This is a genomic window from Syntrophus buswellii, assembly GCF_046097065.1.
In the GTDB taxonomy this organism is placed as follows: Bacteria; Desulfobacterota; Syntrophia; order Syntrophales; family Syntrophaceae; genus Syntrophus; species Syntrophus buswellii.
Genome location: NZ_CP175563.1, coordinates 85,998 through 105,969 on the forward strand (window position 1 = coordinate 85,998; position 19,972 = coordinate 105,969).

A 19,972-nucleotide genomic window follows, 5' to 3' on the forward strand; every position below is an offset into this window, starting at 1 on the left:
CGATGTATCCCGCACTTTCCGCTGCCAGACATTTTTATGAAAAAACGTTCCGGCTAAATTCATCAAGTTCTTCCTCCTGAATGTATTGATTCTCTATGTTTTCGTTATATGCTACATTGCTGCTGATCATTATCGGCGAGTTTGCAGCACCATCTTTTAGGCCGGAATTTTTCTCCCCCAGGTTTCACACAACAATAAGGAGGAAATGAAACACATGATGACAAAAAAACTGATGAAGCTTTTTTCTCCTGACTCGGTTGTGGTCATAGGGGCATCAAACAGTTTTGACAAACTTGGTTGTCACGTGATGAAGAGCCTTGTCGGCCATTATGCGGGTAAAATATACCCCATAAATCCAAAAGGTGGAAAAGTGTGGAACCTTGATTCCTATCATTCTATAGGTGAAGTGCCGGGGGAAATCGACCTTGCGATCATTGTGGTGCCTGCCGCGCTCGTGCCCGAGACACTGCATCAGTGTGGAGAGAAGGGCGTCAAAGGGGCGGTGCTTATTACGGCGGGTTTCCGGGAAATTGAGGACTCGCAGGGAGCAGTCCTTCAGGAAAAGATTCGCAAAATATGCGATCAATACGAACTGCCGGTCATTGGCCCCAATACATCCGGTTTTGCCAATATTGCCTTCGGGATTGATGCATCTTTTACCTCTGAATTCTGTCAATTGGAAAAGGGCGGCGTAGCCATCATAAGCCAGAGCGGCGGACTATGCCACTTGTGTGGGTTCCTGGCCATTCATCAGAGAATGGGAGTATCGTCATTGATGAGCCTCGGAAACCGGCTCAACGTGGGTTTCCCGGAAGCCGTGCAGTTTTTTATTGAAGAAGACGAGGCCACTAAGGTCATTGCCCTTTACATAGAGGGCCTCGATGAACCGAGGAAACTCCTCGACATGGCCAGATTGTTGAGAGGAAAAAACCCTATCGTCGCCTATAAATCGGGGAAAAGCGTAAAAAGCGATAGCGCAAGTAAATTTCACACCGGTTCCCTTGCCGGCAATCACGAAATTTGGAGAGGCGCTTTTCGTCAGGCGGGAATTCTGGAGGTTACGTCCGCAGAAGAATTGATTGACACGGCAAAAGTGCTCGATTCCTGTGCTCTCGCCAGGGGAAATCACATTGCGGTTCTTTCCGGCCAGGCAGGTCCTGGAATCATAGCAGCAGATGCTCTGGAGGCATATGGATTAAGTCTCTCGCCGTTCTCTTCGGCAACGAAGGAAAAGATCAATGAGTACCTTCCACCCATCGTCATCCGCACCAATCCGGTTGACATGGGCCCTGTGTGGTATAATCCGAAAGCCATGTTCGATATCCTCAATGCAGTGGTCGAAGATGAAGGCATCGATGGCGCCATTTTCATCAACTTGTACGCGTCGGCGAATCTTTCCCTGGCCTCTGCGATGGCAGAGCATATTCAGAATATCGATGCGTTTAAAAAACCGGTAATCAGTGTTATTACATCGCCCCCCGGTGTTTGGGACGAAGGGATCAAAGGGCTCGACAGGAAAAAGGGTATCGCTATCCTTCCTACCCCTGAACGGGCCGCGAAAGCCATGAGCAATCTTTGGAAAGCCAATCTATTGTCAGCAAGGGAGAACTAACAATGGAACGATTATTACTCGGTGTTGAAGCTTTCGACTTTCTTGATAAGGAAGGGATTCCCATACTGAAAACCGTACTTGCAAAAGATGAAAATGAGGCCGTGATGATAGCTTCCCAAATAGGTTTTCCCGTCGCCCTCAAGGTCTCCTCTCCCGACATTGTGCACAAGACGGAAACCGGAGGAATAAAAGTCTTTCTCAAGGATGAGGATGATGTGAGGACAGCCTTTACGGACATCGTTCATACTTTTACCTCCAATCATCCTGGGAAAAGGCTGGAGGGCGTTATTGTCCAGAAGCTTGGCAAGGGGCTCGAACTGATCGTTGGGACCATGACGGACCAACAATTCGGCCCGGTGATCATGTTTGGATTGGGTGGAATCTTTGTTGAAGCCCTCAAGGATGTTTCATTCAGGCTCATTCCTCTTGAGGCACGGGATGCGAAGGAGATCATGGAAGATCTCCAGGGTTATAAAATCTTGAAGAATCCCAGAGGAAAAAAGGTCGACCTTGCGGCGGTGGAGAACTTTATCCTGCAAGTTTCCCATCTAGTGGAAAAACATCCGGAAATCCGGGAAATGGACTTGAACCCGATATTTGCATCCCCAAAAGGCGTCGAAGTCTGCGATGCCCGGATCAAAATCGGGTAGAATTTGTGGGGAAATGTTCAACCATGCGGGGGCGCCTACTTGGGTGATCCCCGTTTTACTTCTTTGATTATCTACCCTACAGCAGAGCTCCAATGGATATCGGACATTACGCCAATCCACATCAATTATTTTCATTCCTTTGACTCGTAGATCCCACACGTTCCGGTGCCAAACATTTTATGAAAAAACATTCCGGCTAAATTCATCAAGTTCTTACTGCAAGCGTTGAGCCGACGCATCTTGCTTATGTAGTAGATTTCAATACACAATAGACACAGAGGTTAATGGCGAACTGCCTTCAATGAAGTAGATAAAACGCAGTGATCAGGCCGCCCCCAATGACGACAGACAAGAGAATCATCTGGGATAGCTTCTCAGCAACCCGATAGTCTGGCTTGATTGTTCCTGAGAAGACAAAGCCCAATATGACAAAAAGTCCAAGGATGATCATTCCATGGGTTATCCAGTGGTGGCCAGTGGCATCAGCCATGGCTTTCTTTAATGAAGGTGTCAGTTCCTTAAAAATCACCAGGAAGGCATTGAGAATATTTACAAAGCCGGCAGAAAGAACAAACCCGATAGTTGCTTTATCCAATGTATTTTTCATGGCCCTACCTTCCCCATACAGCCCATAAGAACCCCTCTGCTGATGACCGCTCCCGCGCCTTCCATGGCAAGGCCAATGAGAACGATCAGTGAAGTGACAATGAGAGTAAGTCTCCGGTTTTCAGGGATTAAGAGATTGTTTCGATAGGTAATGACAGGCAGAAGAATACTCAGAACGAGCAGGGAGAAGAAGAAATGTTCCTTCCACTCCATGAAAAATGAATGTGCCCATTCCCATGGTCCATTAAGGATGATGGCCTTATCATGGGCATAGTGAACAATATACCACCATCCTCCGATAACATAAGAAACGACCATGGACAAAGCCAAACAGAGGCTTAGCCCTCGAATTGTGGGGATATTTTTTTCACTCGCATTCAGGACGTAGACAAAAAGGGCCACCGCCAGGAGAATCCCCAAAACGCCGAAAAGGACGTGAACCATGACAGAAACCTGCACTCCAAATAGTGACATAGCGCCCTCCTTTTACGGAATTGACTGCCTCTATTATTAGCCTGGGAAACTGATTAAAAATATACGTTTATAATAGTCCTGATAATTTTTCTGAGCAAGTAACTTTTTTCTTTTGATAGATTTGGTAGAATTGGCCTCTATAATGGCTGCAGAAATTTGGCGTAATATGATAAATTTTCTTTAAGAGAAGCAAAGGAAGTGGTCCCATTTCGCAACGAGAAGCCTGGAATGGAAGTGAGGCCGTTTTTTATGCAAGGGTGAGTTCTTGGTCAGGTTCCATCAATTGACGACAGAAAGGAAAGGGCTGATGACACTGTATACTGCCGAAGAACTTAAACTGGGCGATGGAAAAAACGGACGGCCTATTCTTTTTGCTTACAGAGGTAATGTATACGAAGTATCTCCCGAAAGTAAGTTATGGAAGAATGGACTTCACATGGGCAGACATATGGCCGGAACGGATCTCACAAAAGACATGGAAATTTCTCCGCACGGTATAGATGCACTGTCCAAAGCTAAGTTGTTAGGAAAGATAGTCGCCAGTCCTTTGACTTCGATTGAACTTCCCCACGCATGGGTTGCCTTATTGCTTTCCAAACATCCCCATCCCATATCCTCTCATTTCCCTATTGCACTTTCTGTCACCGCTGCACTGTTTTCAATCGTCAGCATCTTATTTGATTTACGGATCACGGAGCTGGCTGGTGTCTTCAATCTGATTGTAGCTACAATTATAATGCCTTTTACTATTCTGACAGGCTATCTCAGCTGGCGTTATAATTATCAACGTAAAAATTCATTTGAATTCAAGGCAAAGATTCTCTTATCTATTCTTCTTCCATTTTCCATGCTGGGCGTACTTTGTCTATTTGGATACCAATACTTTTTTACTGACTCATATCCTACAGGGCCGATTCATGGACTTTATCATGTACTGGTAGTAACTACGGCCCTGAATGTTGTCGCACTTGGCTATTTTGGCGGCCGCATTACATTTCCAGATAGACGGTGATAGAATACATCTGTTCAGCCTGACATAAAGGAAGGGTCAGAAATTTCCATGCCTTATCGTCCATATTTCAAATGGTAATAGATGCTTTTTTTAATTGCTCAGAGTGCATCCTCTGTAGATGTATCTCACACTTTCCGGTGCCAAACATTTTTAAAAAAACGTTCCGGCTAAATTCATCAACTTCTTCCTGAAAGCGATAGATCTTCAGCCTTGCTTGATATGAAAGATTTCAGGTTCATCCGGTCGATGCGTACATTCATATTGAAAAAAATGGACATACACCCCAAGAGGAAATTGTTCGAAGATTTCCAATTAACGGAGGGGAAGCATGTCCACGAGTCTTCTTTACCATGGATTCGGCCTTATCGGCTACGATTATGTCAGGACGCGATATGAGGGAAGAAGTATCACGTTCACCATACGCCACAAAAGGAGCAAACTTCGTTGTCCGGTCTGTAGAAGCAGGAAGGTCATCATGCGGGGAACGACACGGAGACGGTTCCGAAGCATTCCTATCGGTTTCAAAAACGTGTTTTTCGATCTTGATGTTCAGCGTGTAGGGTGCCTTCGTTGCGGTACTATTCGTCAAGTGTCGCTGGGATTTGCTGATCCCCGGTTTTCTTGCACCCGTGCTTTTGAGCGATATGCCTTGGAATTGTCGAAACACATGACGATCCGGGATGTAGCTGGACATCTGTCGGTATCCTGGGACGTGATCAAGGAAATTCAGAAACGAGATTTGATGAAGAGGTTTTCCAGACCCTGCCTGAAGGATCTTCGGAGAATTGCCATCGATGAGATCTCGATTCGCAAGGGGCATCGGTATCTGACCGTTGTTTTGGATATGACCAAAGGGACGATCGTCTATGCCGGTGATGGCAAGGGAGCCGATGCGCTTGACTCTTTCTGGAAAAAGGTCAAACGTGCCAAAGCCAAGATTGAAGCCGTTGCCATGGATATGTCTCCCGCTTATATCAGCGCTGTATCGACTCATCTTCAGAAAGCGACGATTGTTTTCGACCATTTTCATGTCATCAAGCTCTTCAACGACAAATTGTCCGGGCTAAGAAGAGACCTTTATCGGGAGGCAAAAGATCTCCTTCAGAAGAAAGTCCTGAAGGGTACCCGCTGGCTTCTCCTGAAAAATCCGGAAAATCTTTCTTCATCCAAAGGTGAAAGGGCCCGCTTGAACGATGCCCTTCAGCTAAACCAGCCCCTTTCATGCGCCTATTACCTGAAAGAAGATCTCCGACAGGTCTGGTTCCAGCCAACCAAGGAAAAAGCACGGCTTGTATTGGTTGATTGGATCAAGAGGGCGGAAACTTCCGGGATCAAAATGTTGAAAAAGTTTGCAAAGTCACTTGCTGCATTTCAATCCGGTATCCTCTCTTATTATGATTACCGCATCTCGTCGGCTCCATTGGAAGGCACAAACAACAAAATCAAAACCATGAAACGGATGGCCTATGGGTTCCGGGATATCGAATTCTTCAAACTTAAAATCATGGCCATTCATGAAGCCAAGTATGCTTTAGTCGGATGAACCAGATTTCAGCTATAAATGAGTTCATCAGCATCAAGTCCAAAGCTGTGTTTTTGACCGCCAATGAATTCAAACGTCCGAATGATCAACAAGACAGGAGGTCTCAGTGTTCAAGAAAGCAGTATTTCCAGGCAAATACATCCAAGGTGTTGGTGCAATAGGTCAAATACCCGTACTGATCGATTTGCTGGGTAAACAGGGATTGATACTGGCATCACCCTCGGTGAAGGACAAGGTACTTCCTGAAAGCGGTGTCGACTGGCTCAATCGAGCCATTCCCATCGAGGTGTTCTGCGGCGAATGTTGCGAGGAAGAACTGAACCGGCTTTCCGGCACCCTTGCGCAAACGCATGCTGATGTTCTTGTCGGTATGGGTGGAGGCAAGACTATTGACACGGCGAAAATTGCTGCCGACCGTGCAGGCATACCGGTGATCATTGTTCCCTCAATCGCTTCGACCGATGCTCCATGCAGTGGGTGTGCGGTGCTGTACTCGAAGGACGGGGTTTTCGATTCTGTATGTTATCAAAAGACAAACCCTGCGGCTGTGCTTGTCGATGTGGCAATCATCGCGGCGGCACCGACACGGTTTCTTGTATCTGGGATGGGAGACGCTCTATCAACATGGTTCGAGGCTAGATCCTGTGACCGCACCCAGTCAGCAAACGAATGCGGTGGTTATGCTACAACGGCAGGGCTCGGCATCGCCAAACTCTGTTATGAAATACTGCTGACACATGGCGCAGCCGCCAAACTCGCCAGTGAGAGACATCTTGTCACTCCAGCTCTGGAACGAATTATTGAGGCGAATATCCTATTGAGCGGAATCGGGTTTGAAAGCGCCGGATTGGCGGCGGCCCATTCCATTCACAATGGTCTCACCGCATTGGCGGAAACCCATTCTTTCTACCACGGTGAAAAGGTCGCCTTTGGCGTTTTAGTTGGCCTCCAACTTGCGGACACGTCGGCTGACGAGACAGAAATCATTTACTCTTTCTGTGAGGACATCGGCTTGCCAACCACACTTGCAGGCATTGGCCTTGGAAATGCCGACCGACATAAGCTGATGGAAGCAGCAGAAAAGGCCTGCACTCCCGATCAGCCCATTCATCACGAAGCTGGTGTGATTACTCCCAAAAAAGTCCTCGATGCAATGCTTGCAGCAGATGCCCTTGGTCAAAAAAGAAGTGGGCACGAAAGGAACCACTGATTATGAGAGCCTTCTCTGGTGGGAGATGAGGTCCAACTTTACGCTCTTTATCCCACCTTCGACAGCGGTAGGTAAACAAAATTGAAATTCTTAAGTAAAATTATAGTTATAAGTCGTTGTCGAATTTTTGGCGTTTGCCTACATTTTTAAGGGGTCACCTGGATATGCCGAATACGTTGCGGTGGAGATATCTTTAGTAGTTTTAGGATGTTGACTTGTTCCGGTGTCGGTTCGGTGGTCTGTAATACCCGTCCTTCTTTTGAAAAAAATTCTCCAAGATGAAGGCGCTCCATTTGAGCTTTGATATGGTCCCAAGGCATGTTCGTTTTCCTCTCGGCAACCCTTACCAGAAGGAGTGCCAGGAAACAGAGGAACACATGGGCTTCGATCCGTTCATCCTTCCGGTGATAAACAGGTCTCAGATCCAGAGTCGTTTTCAGGGTTCGGAAAGCCCGCTCCACTTCCATCAGTTGTTTGTACCCCAGTGCCACATCCTCAGGACTCAGGGTGTCGTCACTGGTGGAAATGATGTATTTCCCGTCCAGATGGGCCTCTTCTCTGATCTTCCCTTTGTCGATTTTGATCCGCCCGTTTTTCAACTGCCGCAGGTATCTGCCCATGGTCCGGTGGGACAGAAGGGCGCAGACGTTCTTCGTGTGACAGTGTCCGGTCTGATCCTTGATGGACTTCAGAGCTTCTTCAATCTTTTTGATGGTCTTCTCGCGAGTGGCCTGATCCTTTTTGGCCTCCTCAGGATTGTGAACCAGGATGAACCGGCGTCGCTTTTCCCCGTCGCCAATGGTCACTTCCTTGATCTCCAGGTTTTCCCGGACGGAAGTGAACCTGCCCCGCTTGGCCAGAACCTCACGGTGGATCTCCTGATTATCCCGGAGCTTCTCGCCGATGATGTAATGGCCGCCGGCCTTCTGCAGGATCATACGATTCTCCTCCGAACTCATCCCCCGGTCCATGACCCAGACGCAGCGGCCCAGCTTCCAGCCGAGAAGATCACTCTTGACCTTTTCCACGGTCTTCATGTCCGAGGTGTTTCCCGGCATCGTCCAGCACTTTACCGGGATGCCCTCCTTCGTGACCGCCAGACCGATCACCACCTGAGGGAGATCCGGCCGGTGATCCTTGGAATGACCATACCTCCGAAGACCCTCCTCGTCTTCTTCATCCATTTCGAAGTAGGTGCTAGTGGTATCGAAGAAGATCAGGTCCACCTCCAGGTTCAAAAGATCCGCCACGGCAAAGTAGACTTCCTTGTGGATGGTTTCCCGATACTCCAGCAGAACATCCATGGCCCGGTACAGATGCTGAAGCTCGATCGGTTCAGGATTCCCCAGGGCCACGTCTTCTTTTACCCACTCCTCGACGCCTCTTTTGGAATCCGGGGCCAGCGCCCGATTGGCGACCATGGCAAAAGTCGACCATTCCACCGGAGACGTAAACGATCGATCCTTCATGCATTGAGAAAGAGCCTGGGGAATGCCCAACTGTTCCCACAGAGCACGGAGCAAATAGGCGCCACCCATGGGAACGCTCTTGAGGAATCGGATTGGAGCCTCACCCTCTATCGTCCCTTGAATCCGCAAAGCCTCTTCCGGAGTGAGGAAGCGGGACAGGCTCTTGGTGAGTCTTCGAATCGCATCGACATCAAGGGAGTCGGCGCGGCCAAAAGTGTAGAGAACATCCGCTTTCGATTGTCCCGTTTTGGCATCCCGAACATTATGCGCCAACTGGACGTATGTGGTGGTCGATCCGCTCTTGTTTTTTCTGGAGATTGTTCTGACGTACATGTCTACTCATGTAACGCAGACTACCAACGATGTCAAGCATAATTACATATTTCGCATGCCTACAGGTTTTTCAGTTTTTTGAGAGTCCGACTGTGAAAATTCAATGACTTACGCTATTCAAAAGGTCAAAATATGCCTATAACTGTCGAACGCGGGGTAATGTGAAATCAATATTTTAAAAAAATATCACTGCAAACTTTGTAGCCGGGGCTATTAATTTTGGATTCCATTGATTGCTGCACAATTACCAAAAGGAATCTGATGCCCGACAGCACAATTCGAGGCAGGACATATCGGGTAACTGTCAACTCAAGTCCGTCTTCCTACATATGATATGTCTTTTTAAAATATCACTCGTTTCAAGCGTAATCGATAAATCCCACTTCTTGCTGTTTGAAGCATTGGTAGATGAACACATTCAGAGACCGAATAAGGACAGGTATCATTCGGGGTCACTCAAAATATTCTTTGTGGGCAGCAGAAAAATGAAAAGGACCTCGATATAAACATGATTAAATGGTCTAGATATTATTGAAATCTATCCGGTTACCATTGGGTACCATTTTCTTGTTATATTTTCCAACAGCAGCTGAAAGGCTGTTTTGCCATCTACAACCCCTTCAAGATTGTCGATACTTCCCAAAATCTCATTAAATATTTGTTTTGCTCGTTCTTCAGGTAATCCGCCTGCCATAGCCGGTTGTAAGATTGCAATAAGTAATGATGCTATCTCTTGAGAACCTTCAATATTTTGCACTTCCTCTTCTTTAATTTCTTCGCTCACCCATTCCTCCCCGTTTTGAAATGATAATATCAACTATCCATTTATTTTCGATATTACAAGTCTTATTCGATGGCTCCCGTTAATCGAGGTCAAGTGAAAAAAGGACTCAGTTCCGGCGTTGACGTGAGCGGCAGGATGCGTTATGCAGAGGAATAAATATTTTCGGGCGGAACAGGAGCGGGCAGAGAATGGACTTTTTCAAGATGAGCGGCAGCGGCAATGACTTCATCCTGTTTGATAACCGGGGAGGGACGTTGGCTGCGGTCAAGGACATGCCGGCTTTCGTGCAGGCGATCTGCCGCCGGAAGGTTTCCGTCGGGGCCGACGGCGTGATTCTTGTGGAGCCTTCGGAGCGGGCGGACTTCCGCTGGCGCTTTTTCAACGCCGACGGCAGTGAAGTGGAGATGTGCGGCAATGGAGGCCGCTGTGTCGCCCGGTTCGCCTTCCTACAGGGAATTGCCGGGGAGAGGATGTCCTTTGAAACCGTGGCCGGGATCATCGATGCCGAAGTCCGGGGTGATGTGGTGAAACTGAGGCTCACCGAACCCTCGGCGCTGGAGGCCGGCCGGATCGTCCCCCTCCAGGATGAAAGGGTGACCGTGGACAGCATCAACACGGGCGTTCCCCACGTGGTGGCTTTTGTAGCGGATCTGGATCACTTTGACGTCTTCCGTTATGGCAGGGCGCTCCGCTTTTCCGAGGCGTTTGCGCCGGCGGGAACGAACGCCAACTTCGTAACGGTGACCGGCCCTCAAAGCCTTTCCGTCCGGACTTACGAGCGGGGCGTTGAAGACGAAACCCTGGCCTGCGGCACGGGATCGGTGGCCTCGGCCCTGGCTGCGGCGGCGCGGGGAGAGGTGACCTCGCCGGTGGAGGTGACCGTGAGAAGCGGTGAGGTCCTGAAAATCCATTTTGAAAAGAACGACGGCGCCTTCCGGAACGTCTATCTGGAGGGTCGGGTCCGCGTGGTTTATGAAGGCCAGCTCTGGGAAGAGGCCTGGCTGGGTCAGGGAGATTGACAACATTCATCATTCTTATAAAGGAGACAGAACGGTGCAGATTGCGGAACGACTGGGTAAGATTCCCCCCTACCTGTTCATGGAATTGCGGAAAAAAATCAACAAAGCCAAGGCCGATGGCGTCGACGTCATCAGCCTCGCCATCGGGGATCCCGTGGAGCCCACCCCGGAACCCATCATCGAAGAGCTCTGCCGCCAGGCGCACAATCCCGAAAACCACCGTTATCCGACCGATGAGGAAAAGGGGATGCTGGCCTTCCGGCAGGAGGTGGCCCGCTGGTATGCCGAGAGGTACGGCGTCGATCTTGATCCGGAAAAAGAGATCCTGGGGCTCATCGGTTCGAAGGAAGGATGTCATCATTTTGTCCTGGCCTGCATCAATCCCGGGGACATTGTCCTCATGACCGATCCCGGGTATCCGGCCTATCGTTCCAGCATCCTCATGGCCGGGGGTGAGCCCTACAATGTGCCGATTCTGCCGGCCAACGGATATCTGCCTGTTTTTGAAGACATTCCCTCCGACGTGCTGAAGCGGGCGCGGGGCATGTTCCTCAACTATCCCAACAACCCCACGGGGGCCTGCGCCACCCGGCCTTTCCTGGACCGGCTGGTTGCCTTTGCCCGGGAAACGGGCATTGCCGTCTGCTATGACAACCCGTACTCAGAGATGGTTTTTGAGGGGCAGGAGCGCCTGAGCTTCCTCATGGCCAATGGGGCGAAGGAGGTCGGGGTGGAGCTCAATTCCCTCTCCAAGCCCTATAACATGACCGGCTGGCGGATCGGGATGGCTTCGGGAAACCCGGAGATTCTGGCCGCCATGAGCAAGGTCAAGGAGAACACCGATTCGGGAATCTTCAATCCCATCCAGTATGCGGGCATGTTCGCCCTCCGCCATGAATCGCCCTCCATTGACAGGATGCGGACCATCTATGCCGAACGCCGGACTCTGGTTCTCAAGACGCTGAAGAAGATCGGCATTGATTTTGAGCCGCCCAGGGGCACCTTCTACCTCTGGGTTCCCGTTCCGGCTGGCATGACTTCCCTGGAATTCACGAACCGCCTTTTCGAGAAGACGGCGGTGGTGGTGGCTTCCGGAACGGCCTACGGCCAGTACGGCGAAGGCTTCATCCGCATCTCCCTGACGGTCCCGGACAACCGGCTGGCCGAGGCCATGGCCCGCATCGAGAAGGAGTTTGCCTGAAGGAAGGAAACGATCAATCATGGAAATCGGAATTCTGGGGCTTCCACAGAGCGGGAAGAGCACCCTTTTTGAAATCATGACGGGCGTCCGCAGCCGGGATGTTCATGGAGAGACATGCGTTCGCGGCCAGGCTTCCGTTCCCGACGAACGGTTTGACCGATTGGTGAAGATCTACAAGCCCCTCCGGGTGGTTCCCGCCCGGGTGCCTTTCACGGATGTGAACGCCGCGGGCGAAAAGGCATGGGAAACGGTCCGCCAGACGCTCAGCGCCGCCGAAGGCCTGCTTCATGTCGTGGACGGTTTTTCCGATTCCTCGGTTTCCGCGATGCTGAACCGCTACCGAAAACTGGCCGATGAACTGATCCTCTCCGACCTGGTGGTGGTGGAAAACCGCCGCGAGCGGCTGCTGAAAGTGGCGAAAAAAACCCTGAAACCGCCGGAGTCCCTCCACGTGGAGCTGATGCCGCGCCTTCAGGAGCAGCTGGAAGCGGGAAAACCCCTCCGGGAATTGGCGCTGACAAAGGAGGAGCGCTCCGCCCTTTCGAGCTTTTCCTTCTGGACGCTCCGGCCGGAACTGGTTGTTCTCAATGTCGCTGAAGATGGATTTCCCAATGTGGACGCCTTTCAGAAGGAGGCCTGCCTGACCGACCCGCTGATGGGGATCTGCTGCGAACTGGAGGCGGAGATGGCGGGACTGCCGCCTGAAGAGCAGAAGGAATTCCTGGCGGACCTGGGCATGGAAGAGCCTGCCTTCGGGCGGGTGATCCGGGCCGCCTTTGCTCTGCTGGGGCGGATCTCCTATTTCACCGTGGGCGAAGACGAGGTGAAGGCCTGGGTCATTCCGGAGGGGACGAAGGCCCCCAGGGCTGCGGCGGCGATTCACAAGGATTTCGAAAGGGGCTTCATCAAGGCGGAAGTCGTCGCCTATGATGATTTCATGGCCTGCGGCGGTTCGCATGCCAAGGCCAAGGCGGCCGGCAAGGTCCGCCTCGAAGGCAAGGAATATATCGTCCGCGACGGCGATATCATCACCTTCCGCTTTAATGTCTGATAACGTCGGATGAACTCAACCAAGATGAGGGAAACATAGAGATGGGCCTTCTCAACCTGTTGATAAACGATCCGGTGACCTTTGCCCTCCTGGCTGTCCCTCTTCTGTATTCGGTGATCCTGCACGAACTGGCGCACGGCTGGGTAGCCTGGCGCATGGGGGATCCCACGGCCAAATGGATGGGCAGGCTCACACTCAATCCTCTGAACCATCTGGATCCGCTGGGCACACTCATGCTCTTTCTTTTCGGGTTCGGCTGGGCGAAGCCGGTTCCGGTCAATCTCGCCAACATTCCCAACACGCGCCGGGGTTTCATCCTGGTTTCTTCCGCGGGGATCATTGCCAACATGATCGTGGCGTTTTTTGCCCTGCTGGCCTGGAAGGTTCTGGCGCCTCCGCCGATGGGCAACATCGCCAAGATTCTTTCCTTCCTGGCCCAGATCAACATCATGCTGGCCGCCTTCAACCTGATACCCATTCCACCCCTGGATGGTTCGAAGATCCTCATGGGATTCGTCTCCGAACAATTTCGTTACACCCTTTCCCGCCTCGAACCGTATGGATTTTTCATCATCATCGGTCTGCTTTACCTTGGGGTCCTCAACCCGGTGATTGCCTTTTTCCGGTGGATGATTCTGTTGGTGATCGGCGTGTTCCTTCCCTGAGCGAAGGAGCGGGGACTTTTTCTTCTCAAATTCATCAGTAAAGAGGTACTGACCATGAAAATAAAGTATTTGGGTGCAGCCAGGACCGTCACGGGATCGTGCTTCATCCTGGAAACGGCGGGGCATCGGTTCGCAATTGACTGCGGCATGCATCAGGGCAATCTGGAGATTGAAAAGAGAAACTGGGATACGGAGCTTTATGAGCCGCAGAAGATCGAGTTTGTTTTGCTCACCCATGCCCACATCGATCACTCCGGCCTGCTGCCCCGTCTCGTACAGAACGGGTTCCGGGGGCCGATTTTCACGACTCCGCCCACGGCGGATCTGCTGAGGATTCTTCTCCTGGATTCCGCCTACATCCAGGAGATGGAGGCGCAGTGGAAAAGCAGGAAGCGCCTGCGCTTCGGCGAAAAACGCGTCGGGCCGCTGTACACCCAGCGGGATGCCCAGGCGGTTTTCCCCCTGCTCAAGACCGTCTCCCATGATCAACCCTTTGAACCCTTTGCGGGGGTGCGGGTAAACTTCAAGGATGCCGGTCACATTCTGGGCTCCTCCTTCCTGGAATTGTGGCTGAAGGAAAACGGAGCGCCTGCAAAATTCGTCTTTTCCGGCGATATCGGAAGGCCCCGACAATTGCTCATGGAAGATCCCGGGGTCACCGCCGAGGCGGATTATCTCTTCCTTGAATCCACCTATGGAAACCGGGATCACAAGAATGAACAGGCCAGCCTCGATGAACTGGCCGAAGCCATCGCCTATAGCTACAACAATAACGAGAAAATGGTCATTCCGGCCTTCGCCGTCGGAAGGACCCAGGAAATGATGTACTGCCTCAACCTGCTTTCCCAGGAGGGCCGCCTGCCGAAGGATATGCCCATCTACCTGGACAGCCCCCTGGCGATCCAGGCCACGGAAATCTTCCGCCGCAATGCCGCTTCCCTGGACGATGAAACAAAGGACCTGATCAAAAACGGGCAGGATCCCCTGCGCCTGCCCCAGCTTCGCATGACGCCGACGACGGCGGAATCCATGGCCATCAACACCTCCGAGGGGCCGGCCATCATTATTTCCGCCAGCGGCATGGCCAATGCCGGCCGGATCCGCCACCACCTCCGGCACAATCTCTGGCGGGAAGGGGCCAGCATCGTCTTTGTGGGCTTTCAGGCCGAGGGAACCACGGGCCGCAAGATCATTGACGGCGCCAAGAGGGTGCGTGTTCTCAACGAAGAGGTCGCCGTCAAGGCCAGGATCTTCACGATCGGCGGTTTCTCGGCCCATGCGGGACAGAGCCAGCTGCTGGAGTGGGTGAGCAACTTCCGCAACAAGAATCTGCAGGTCTTCCTGGTTCACGGCGAGTATGAAGCCCAGCAGGTCCTGGCGGAGCGGATCCGGGAGCGGTTCGGGTACAAGGTGATCATTCCCGAGTATCTGGAAGAAACCCTGTTGAAAATCGGCGAGGAGATTCAGCGGGTGGAATTCCCGGAGAAGGCGGCGCCGAAAATCGACTGGGCCTATCTCATCGGGGATCTGGAAGCGAGGATGGCGCAGCTGCGCCAGAGAAAGCCGCAGCTTGAGGCCAAATCCTGGGTGGAGCAGACCGAACTGCGGGATCGGATCCTGGAACTGAACCGCGATCTCATGGAAACCATCTCGGAAATCTGACGGCGCGATCCTGCAGGATTTATGGGGCCAGGCGGTATTCGAAGGTCGCTACGATATTCAACCGGGAAAGCTGAAAATTTGCAGGCAGGGGGGCGAAGCGGGGCGTGCGGACGGCCAGCAGGGTGGCCTCATCCAGAAGCGGTGATCCCGATGAGCGGATGACGGCCGCGTTCACCACCTCCCCTGTCGCCGCAAGGGAAAACCGGATGACGGTGGTCCCCTCTTCTCTCAAGGCTTCAGCCTTTTCGGGATAGATCCAGGACTGTTCGATTTTTTCTCTGACCGCCTTCAGATAGGGCTTATAGCGCTGCTCCCGGCTGTTCAAGTCTACCGTGGCTTCGCGAAAGTTTTTGCGGGAGGAAGCCGGGGGCTTTGCTTCCTGGACGGCCTTCAGGCGGGGTTTGGCGGCCGGCGGCTTCGGGGCGAGGGCTTTTTTCTCTCGGGCCGCGAACATCTCGCGAAGATCAATGGTCACAACCTGCTGCGGATGTCTTTTCCCCCGCCACTCCATCAAGCTCACCAGGGACAGGGCGCCAAGGTGAATGATCAGGGAGATCGCGACGGAATAGAGTAGGATTTTGTTTGTGGACATGATCGCCTTATCGTTGCTTGATGGTGTGAACATAGAATAGGAATTCCATAAAATCAACAGGTGGCTCCGATTCATGAAGAAGGGGGTTGCAGAGCCGGAACGCGGGGGTGAGATTCCATCCCGCAGCCCGGATTCCGGAACAAAAGAGGATGAGCGGTGGATGGAAATCGCCCTTGAGGAGGCCCGTCTGGCTGCAGCGGAAGGAGAAGTGCCGGTGGGGGCGGTGCTCCTGTGGCAAAACTCGGTGATTGCCAGAAGTCACAACCAGCCGATTGCCCGTCATGATCCCACGGCGCATGCCGAGATTCTGGCAATCCGGGAAGCTTCCGAGATCATGAAAAATTACCGCCTGACAGGGATGACCCTCTATGTGACGCTTGAACCTTGCATCATGTGTGCCGGGGCTATCCTGCAGGCTCGCCTGGCAAGGCTTGTCTACGGGGCGGGCGATCCGAAGGGCGGAGCGGTGTCCTCCGTGTACCGGGTGCTCCAGGACAGCCGGCTGAACCATGCCGTTGAAGTGACCGGGAACGTTTTGTCGGCGCCCTGCGCGGAAATTTTAAGTGGATTTTTCCAGGAAAAGAGGATAACATCCGGCACGCCGAATGGCTGAAGATACGGACTTGCGGACCGAATCTTGCGGAGAGATACCGAAGTGGTCGTAACGGGATCGACTCGAAATCGATTTGGGGGTCAAAAGCTCTCACGGGGGTTCGAATCCCCCTCTCTCCGCCAATCATTCCCGATCCGGATTTCAGAACGGCGGGAGAGCCCATAGCGGCGCCGTAAACACCGTGATCCGAAAGAAGCGATGTGATCTGAAAAAGTGGTGGTGTTTTTTCTGCTTTTCTGTTAGGGAGCTTGCGTCATTTTTCAGCGGCTGTTTTTTGAGGAGAGATGCCCGAGAGGCTGAAGGGGCACGACTGGAAATCGTGTGTATGTCCACAAAGATGTACCGGGGGTTCGAATCCCCCTCTCTCCGCCAGTTTCTTCCTCTGGAATTGGTTGTCCGCCCGCCGCGAAGAAGGTTTCTGGACGGGATTCTCAGGGATATAGATAGCCGGGCCCCGTGCAACGATGGCGTGTGAACCCCGTCAGGTCCGGAAGGAAGCAGCGGTAGCAATGTCCAGCGTGTGCTGCGGATCAGCCTGGCTATCTTTTTTTTTTCAGCTAAAAGCGGCCGCCCGCAAGTTCCCAGGTCCAGAATGTGCCACCCCGGTTCTTTTGTCGGAGTTTTTCTGATAATCTTTGTCCTTCCAGTGATATTGTGAGAGTGCCGGCAGGAACACCTGCTCTTCCGTCTTGAGAATTCCCCCGTTCCGAAGAGGGGTCGGCAAATTCTTCGGATAGTGTTCTCCTTCGGAGTCGTTATGGATTACCTCGTTTTAGCCCGGAAATGGCGGCCCCAGGTCTTCGAGGACGTGGTGGGGCAGCCTCACGTGGTCCAGACCCTGAAAAATGCCATCCGCCAGGACCGCATTGCCCACGCCTTCCTCTTCAGCGGACCGCGGGGTGTGGGAAAGACCTCCGTCGCCCGCATTCTGGCCAAGGCCATCAACTGTGAACAGGGTCCGTCGGATATACCCTGCAACACCTGCACGAACTGCCGGGAAATCACGGAAGGCGTTTCCCTTGACGTCCGGGAGATCGATGGCGCCTCCAACCGGGGGATCGACGAAATTCGCGAACTCCGCGAACGGATCCGGTTCCTGCCCGTCTCCTGCCGCTATAAAGTCTACATTATCGACGAAGTGCACATGCTCACCCGGGAGGCCTTCAACGCCCTCCTGAAGACCCTGGAGGAGCCCCCGGCACACGTTGTCTTCATGTTTGCCACGACGGAAACCCACAAAGTTCCGGCGACCATTCTTTCCCGCTGCCAGAACTTCGAATTCCGCCGCCTTGCTCTGCGCCAGATCGTGGAGCAATTGAGAAAGATTTCGGACGCCGAAAAAATCGAAGTCAGTGACACGGCCCTTGCCTGGATTGCCGAAGCGGGAGACGGCAGCATGAGGGATTCCGAGAGCATCTTCGACCAGGTGATTTCTTATGCCGGGACGACGATCGGGGATGAGGCGGTCGAGGACCTGCTCGGCAGGACCGATCGCCGGTTCCTCTTTCAGCTTTCCGAGGCGGTCCTGCACCGCGATGCGGGGCAGTGCCTGAAGATCATTGACGAGGGATATTACGCAGGCCTGGACATGACCTATTTTTACCAGCTTCTGCTGCGGCACTTCCGCAATCTTCTCCTGGTCCGGATCGTCGGGCGGAAACAGGAGCTTCTGGACATCTCCGGAAGCGATCTGGAGAGGCTCGAGGCGCAGGCGGCGGAGGTTTCCCGGGAGACCCTGCGGCAGCTTCTGGATATCCTCCTGGCTGAGGAGGAAAACGTCCGCCGGAGCCGCAACCCCCGCTTGAACCTCGAGACGATCGTCTGCAGAATGGCCGCCCTGCCGCCCGCTTTTCCCCTGGCGGAAGTCCTTGCCCGCATGGAGGAGTTGGAAGCCCGCCTGGCAGCTTCACCGCCGCTGCGCTCTGAGGGGAGTGGGCAGGCGGACCCGCCGGTGACCGGGGAGCGCACACTGGACCTGCCGGCAGTCCCGACGAAGGTGGAATCCGTTAAGGAGCCGGTCCCGGAGTTGAAGGAGCCATCCCGGGGGCAGGCGAAACCGGAGGACGTCTGGGGAAATTTCAAGAACCACGTGAAAAAGCATTCGGTGCCCTTGGCTTCGCAGATTGAGCAGGGCGAATACCTGGGCTGTCAAAACGGCAAGCTGCGGATCGGATTTCGCAACCACATGTTTTTCGAGGCCATCAATGACTCGGCGCAGAAGAACCGTCTGAACGAGATTGCCGGCTCTTTTTTCCAGTCCGGCGTGATGGTGGAGATCGAGTCCCTGGAGCCGGAACCGGGCAGCCGGGGTGCTGAAAAAATATCGGAGGCCATGATCCGCAAAAACTCCATAGAGGAAATTCGGCGGGAGGCCCTGAATCATCCTCTGCTGCAAAAGGTCATGAGCGTATTTGAAGGCGCGGAAGTTCAGGAGGTCAAGGTCCGAACCCCCGCCAAGCAGCCCCCGGAACAGGGGTGAGGAGGAGAAGTGTTTTATTCAAAGAGGATAAGGAGGTAAAACTCATTGGCGGCAAATTTTGGAAACATTATGAAACAGGCCAAGATGCTTCAGGAAAAGATGGCCCGTCTCCAGGAAGATCTTGCATCCCGCACCGTGGAGGCCACGGCGGGCGGAGGGATGGTTTCGGTTACGGTAAACGGTCGCTTTGAAGTCGTTTCCTTGAAAATCGAGAAAGAGGTGGTCAATTCCGAGGACGTGGAGATGCTGCAGGACCTGATTGTGGCCGCTGTCAACGAGGGCGTCCGCAAGGCCCAGGAGATGACCTCCTCGGAAATGGCCAAGCTGACCGGGGGCATGAGCATTCCCGGGCTGATGTAGGAGGGGCGGTTCCGGCATGGCAGGTTACGCCCTTCCCATTAAGCGCCTGATTGCGGAGCTGGGGAAACTTCCGGGGATCGGGGAAAAGACAGCGACACGACTGGCGATGCATATCCTGAGAGCCCCGGAAGACGACGCCCGGGGACTTGCAGACAGCATTGCCGATGTGCGGAATACAATCCGCTTCTGCAGCGTCTGCTACAATTTTGCCGAGGCCGAACTGTGCAATATCTGCCGCGACTCCGCACGGGATTCCAGCCTGATCTGTGTCGTGGAAGATCCGGACGCCCTGATGGCGATCGAGGAAAGCGGGAGTTATTCCGGGACGTACCATGTCCTCCACGGAGCCCTTTCGCCCCTGGACGGCATCGGGCCGGAACAGCTCCATCTGCGGGAGCTGGTCGACCGGGTGCGGGAGCACTCGGTTCGCGAGGTCATCCTGGCCACGAATCCCAACGTCTCCGGCGAATCAACGGCGCTCCTGATCGCCCGGATGATCGGGAAGCTGGATGTCCCGGTGACCCGCATCGCCCAGGGGGTGCCGATGGGCGGTGATCTCCGTTATCTGGATCGGATGACCCTGTCCAAATCCCTGGAATTCCGCAGGGGCATGGAAAAGGAGCCGTAAGGGCTCCAC

At 53.0% G+C, this 19,972-nt stretch carries 19 protein-coding genes, 2 tRNA genes and 1 other RNA gene; 17 read left to right on the plus strand and 5 right to left on the minus strand.

Annotation, left to right across the window (positions count from 1 at the left end; genetic code table 11):
* Positions 1-214 precede the first annotated feature (214 nt).
* A complete protein-coding gene (locus ACJ77P_RS00350; protein WP_408998690.1) occupies positions 215-1,612 on the plus strand; it encodes an acetate--CoA ligase family protein in 1,398 nt (465 codons plus the stop codon).
* A 2-nt stretch (positions 1,613-1,614) separates the two neighbouring features.
* Positions 1,615-2,262, plus strand: coding sequence for an acetate--CoA ligase family protein (locus tag ACJ77P_RS00355; RefSeq protein ID WP_408998691.1), 648 nt, complete (start codon positions 1,615-1,617; stop codon positions 2,260-2,262).
* A 298-nt stretch (positions 2,263-2,560) separates the two neighbouring features.
* On the opposite strand, the gene ACJ77P_RS00360 is transcribed toward ACJ77P_RS00355, so the two are convergent.
* A complete protein-coding gene (locus tag ACJ77P_RS00360; protein ID WP_367361305.1) occupies positions 2,561-2,869 on the minus strand; it encodes a hypothetical protein in 309 nt (102 codons plus the stop codon).
* Positions 2,866-3,342 carry a hypothetical protein gene (locus ACJ77P_RS00365; RefSeq protein ID WP_367361306.1) on the minus strand — a complete coding sequence of 159 codons (477 nt, stop codon included), beginning with the start codon at positions 3,340-3,342 and terminating at the stop codon, positions 2,866-2,868. Before ACJ77P_RS00365 ends, ACJ77P_RS00360 begins: the two co-directional genes overlap by 4 nt.
* Positions 3,343-3,649: 307 nt before the next feature.
* On the opposite strand from ACJ77P_RS00365, the gene ACJ77P_RS00370 reads away from it, so the two are divergent.
* The 3 genes from ACJ77P_RS00370 (at position 3,650) to ACJ77P_RS00380 (ending at position 7,107) form a co-directional block, all read left to right on the plus strand.
* Positions 3,650-4,354 (plus strand): hypothetical protein, encoded by a 705-nt coding sequence (locus tag ACJ77P_RS00370; protein WP_367361307.1) that lies wholly within the window; start codon positions 3,650-3,652, stop codon positions 4,352-4,354.
* Between the two features lie 328 nt (positions 4,355-4,682).
* Positions 4,683-5,897: an ISL3 family transposase gene (locus tag ACJ77P_RS00375; protein ID WP_408998692.1), complete on the plus strand. Its 1,215-nt coding sequence runs from the start codon at positions 4,683-4,685 to the stop codon at positions 5,895-5,897.
* 106 nt (positions 5,898-6,003) lie between these two features.
* Positions 6,004-7,107 carry a glycerol dehydrogenase gene (locus ACJ77P_RS00380; protein ID WP_408998693.1) on the plus strand — a complete coding sequence of 368 codons (1,104 nt, stop codon included), beginning with the start codon at positions 6,004-6,006 and terminating at the stop codon, positions 7,105-7,107.
* A 146-nt stretch (positions 7,108-7,253) separates the two neighbouring features.
* Here ACJ77P_RS00380 and ACJ77P_RS00385 read toward each other — a convergent pair whose 3' ends face one another.
* On the minus strand, positions 7,254-8,909 hold the full coding sequence (locus ACJ77P_RS00385; RefSeq protein ID WP_408998694.1) for an IS1634 family transposase: 1,656 nt from the start codon (positions 8,907-8,909) through the stop codon (positions 7,254-7,256).
* 538 nt (positions 8,910-9,447) lie between these two features.
* Positions 9,448-9,693 (minus strand): hypothetical protein, encoded by a 246-nt coding sequence (locus ACJ77P_RS00390; protein ID WP_367361405.1) that lies wholly within the window; start codon positions 9,691-9,693, stop codon positions 9,448-9,450.
* A gap of 188 nt (positions 9,694-9,881) precedes the next feature.
* Here ACJ77P_RS00390 and dapF point away from each other — a divergent pair, with 188 nt between their 5' ends.
* Genes dapF through ACJ77P_RS00415 form a run of 5 tightly spaced genes read left to right on the plus strand, consistent with a single transcriptional unit; the run spans position 9,882 to position 15,291 of the window.
* Positions 9,882-10,712 carry a diaminopimelate epimerase gene (dapF, locus tag ACJ77P_RS00395; protein WP_367361406.1) on the plus strand — a complete coding sequence of 277 codons (831 nt, stop codon included), beginning with the start codon at positions 9,882-9,884 and terminating at the stop codon, positions 10,710-10,712.
* A 34-nt stretch (positions 10,713-10,746) separates the two neighbouring features.
* Positions 10,747-11,913: an LL-diaminopimelate aminotransferase gene (locus tag ACJ77P_RS00400; protein ID WP_367361407.1), complete on the plus strand. Its 1,167-nt coding sequence runs from the start codon at positions 10,747-10,749 to the stop codon at positions 11,911-11,913.
* Between the two features lie 19 nt (positions 11,914-11,932).
* Complete coding sequence (locus ACJ77P_RS00405; protein WP_408998695.1) at positions 11,933-12,964, plus strand: DUF933 domain-containing protein; 1,032 nt, start codon at positions 11,933-11,935, stop codon at positions 12,962-12,964.
* 41 nt (positions 12,965-13,005) lie between these two features.
* Positions 13,006-13,629: a site-2 protease family protein gene (locus ACJ77P_RS00410; RefSeq protein WP_408998696.1), complete on the plus strand. Its 624-nt coding sequence runs from the start codon at positions 13,006-13,008 to the stop codon at positions 13,627-13,629.
* A 54-nt stretch (positions 13,630-13,683) separates the two neighbouring features.
* Positions 13,684-15,291, plus strand: a complete 1,608-nt coding sequence (locus ACJ77P_RS00415) for an MBL fold metallo-hydrolase RNA specificity domain-containing protein (protein WP_367361410.1) — start codon at positions 13,684-13,686, stop codon at positions 15,289-15,291.
* A 19-nt stretch (positions 15,292-15,310) separates the two neighbouring features.
* On the opposite strand, the gene ACJ77P_RS00420 is transcribed toward ACJ77P_RS00415, so the two are convergent.
* Positions 15,311-15,883, minus strand: coding sequence for an energy transducer TonB (locus ACJ77P_RS00420; protein WP_408998697.1), 573 nt, complete (start codon positions 15,881-15,883; stop codon positions 15,311-15,313).
* 73 nt (positions 15,884-15,956) lie between these two features.
* On the opposite strand from ACJ77P_RS00420, the gene tadA reads away from it, so the two are divergent.
* The 7 genes from tadA to recR all read left to right on the plus strand — a co-directional run bounded on the left by tadA (position 15,957) and on the right by recR (position 19,963).
* Positions 15,957-16,496, plus strand: a complete 540-nt coding sequence (gene tadA / locus ACJ77P_RS00425) for a tRNA adenosine(34) deaminase TadA (RefSeq protein WP_367361412.1) — start codon at positions 15,957-15,959, stop codon at positions 16,494-16,496.
* Positions 16,497-16,524: 28 nt separating this feature from the next.
* Positions 16,525-16,618, plus strand: a tRNA-Ser gene (locus ACJ77P_RS00430).
* A 156-nt stretch (positions 16,619-16,774) separates the two neighbouring features.
* Positions 16,775-16,868: transfer RNA gene (locus ACJ77P_RS00435), tRNA-Ser, on the plus strand.
* A gap of 73 nt (positions 16,869-16,941) precedes the next feature.
* An RNA gene (gene ffs / locus ACJ77P_RS00440) (signal recognition particle sRNA small type) lies at positions 16,942-17,040 on the plus strand.
* Positions 17,041-17,253: 213 nt separating this feature from the next.
* A complete protein-coding gene (gene dnaX / locus ACJ77P_RS00445) occupies positions 17,254-18,975 on the plus strand; it encodes a DNA polymerase III subunit gamma/tau (protein WP_367361413.1) in 1,722 nt (573 codons plus the stop codon).
* Positions 18,976-19,020: 45 nt separating this feature from the next.
* On the plus strand, positions 19,021-19,335 hold the full coding sequence (locus ACJ77P_RS00450; protein WP_367361414.1) for a YbaB/EbfC family nucleoid-associated protein: 315 nt from the start codon (positions 19,021-19,023) through the stop codon (positions 19,333-19,335).
* A gap of 16 nt (positions 19,336-19,351) precedes the next feature.
* A complete protein-coding gene (recR, locus tag ACJ77P_RS00455; protein WP_367361415.1) occupies positions 19,352-19,963 on the plus strand; it encodes a recombination mediator RecR in 612 nt (203 codons plus the stop codon).
* The last annotated feature ends 9 nt before the right edge of the window (positions 19,964-19,972 follow it).

Bases quoted from the DNA above. Each gene is read 5' to 3' on its own strand.
- ACJ77P_RS00350 (WP_408998690.1), top strand. From the start codon at position 215: ATGATGACAAAAAAACTGATGAAGCTTTTTTCTCCTGACTCGGTTGTG.
- dnaX (WP_367361413.1), top strand. From the start codon at position 17,254: ATGGATTACCTCGTTTTAGCCCGGAAATGGCGGCCCCAGGTCTTCGAG.
- ACJ77P_RS00385 (WP_408998694.1), bottom strand. From the start codon at position 8,909: ATGTACGTCAGAACAATCTCCAGAAAAAACAAGAGCGGATCGACCACC.
- ACJ77P_RS00370 (WP_367361307.1), top strand. From the start codon at position 3,650: ATGACACTGTATACTGCCGAAGAACTTAAACTGGGCGATGGAAAAAAC.
- ACJ77P_RS00360 (WP_367361305.1), bottom strand. From the start codon at position 2,869: ATGAAAAATACATTGGATAAAGCAACTATCGGGTTTGTTCTTTCTGCC.
- ACJ77P_RS00355 (WP_408998691.1), top strand. From the start codon at position 1,615: ATGGAACGATTATTACTCGGTGTTGAAGCTTTCGACTTTCTTGATAAG.
- ACJ77P_RS00415 (WP_367361410.1), top strand. From the start codon at position 13,684: ATGAAAATAAAGTATTTGGGTGCAGCCAGGACCGTCACGGGATCGTGC.
- ACJ77P_RS00405 (WP_408998695.1), top strand. From the start codon at position 11,933: ATGGAAATCGGAATTCTGGGGCTTCCACAGAGCGGGAAGAGCACCCTT.
- recR (WP_367361415.1), top strand. From the start codon at position 19,352: ATGGCAGGTTACGCCCTTCCCATTAAGCGCCTGATTGCGGAGCTGGGG.
- tadA (WP_367361412.1), top strand. From the start codon at position 15,957: ATGAAGAAGGGGGTTGCAGAGCCGGAACGCGGGGGTGAGATTCCATCC.
- ACJ77P_RS00420 (WP_408998697.1), bottom strand. From the start codon at position 15,883: ATGTCCACAAACAAAATCCTACTCTATTCCGTCGCGATCTCCCTGATC.
- ACJ77P_RS00375 (WP_408998692.1), top strand. From the start codon at position 4,683: ATGTCCACGAGTCTTCTTTACCATGGATTCGGCCTTATCGGCTACGAT.
- ACJ77P_RS00365 (WP_367361306.1), bottom strand. From the start codon at position 3,342: ATGTCACTATTTGGAGTGCAGGTTTCTGTCATGGTTCACGTCCTTTTC.
- ACJ77P_RS00410 (WP_408998696.1), top strand. From the start codon at position 13,006: ATGGGCCTTCTCAACCTGTTGATAAACGATCCGGTGACCTTTGCCCTC.
- dapF (WP_367361406.1), top strand. From the start codon at position 9,882: ATGGACTTTTTCAAGATGAGCGGCAGCGGCAATGACTTCATCCTGTTT.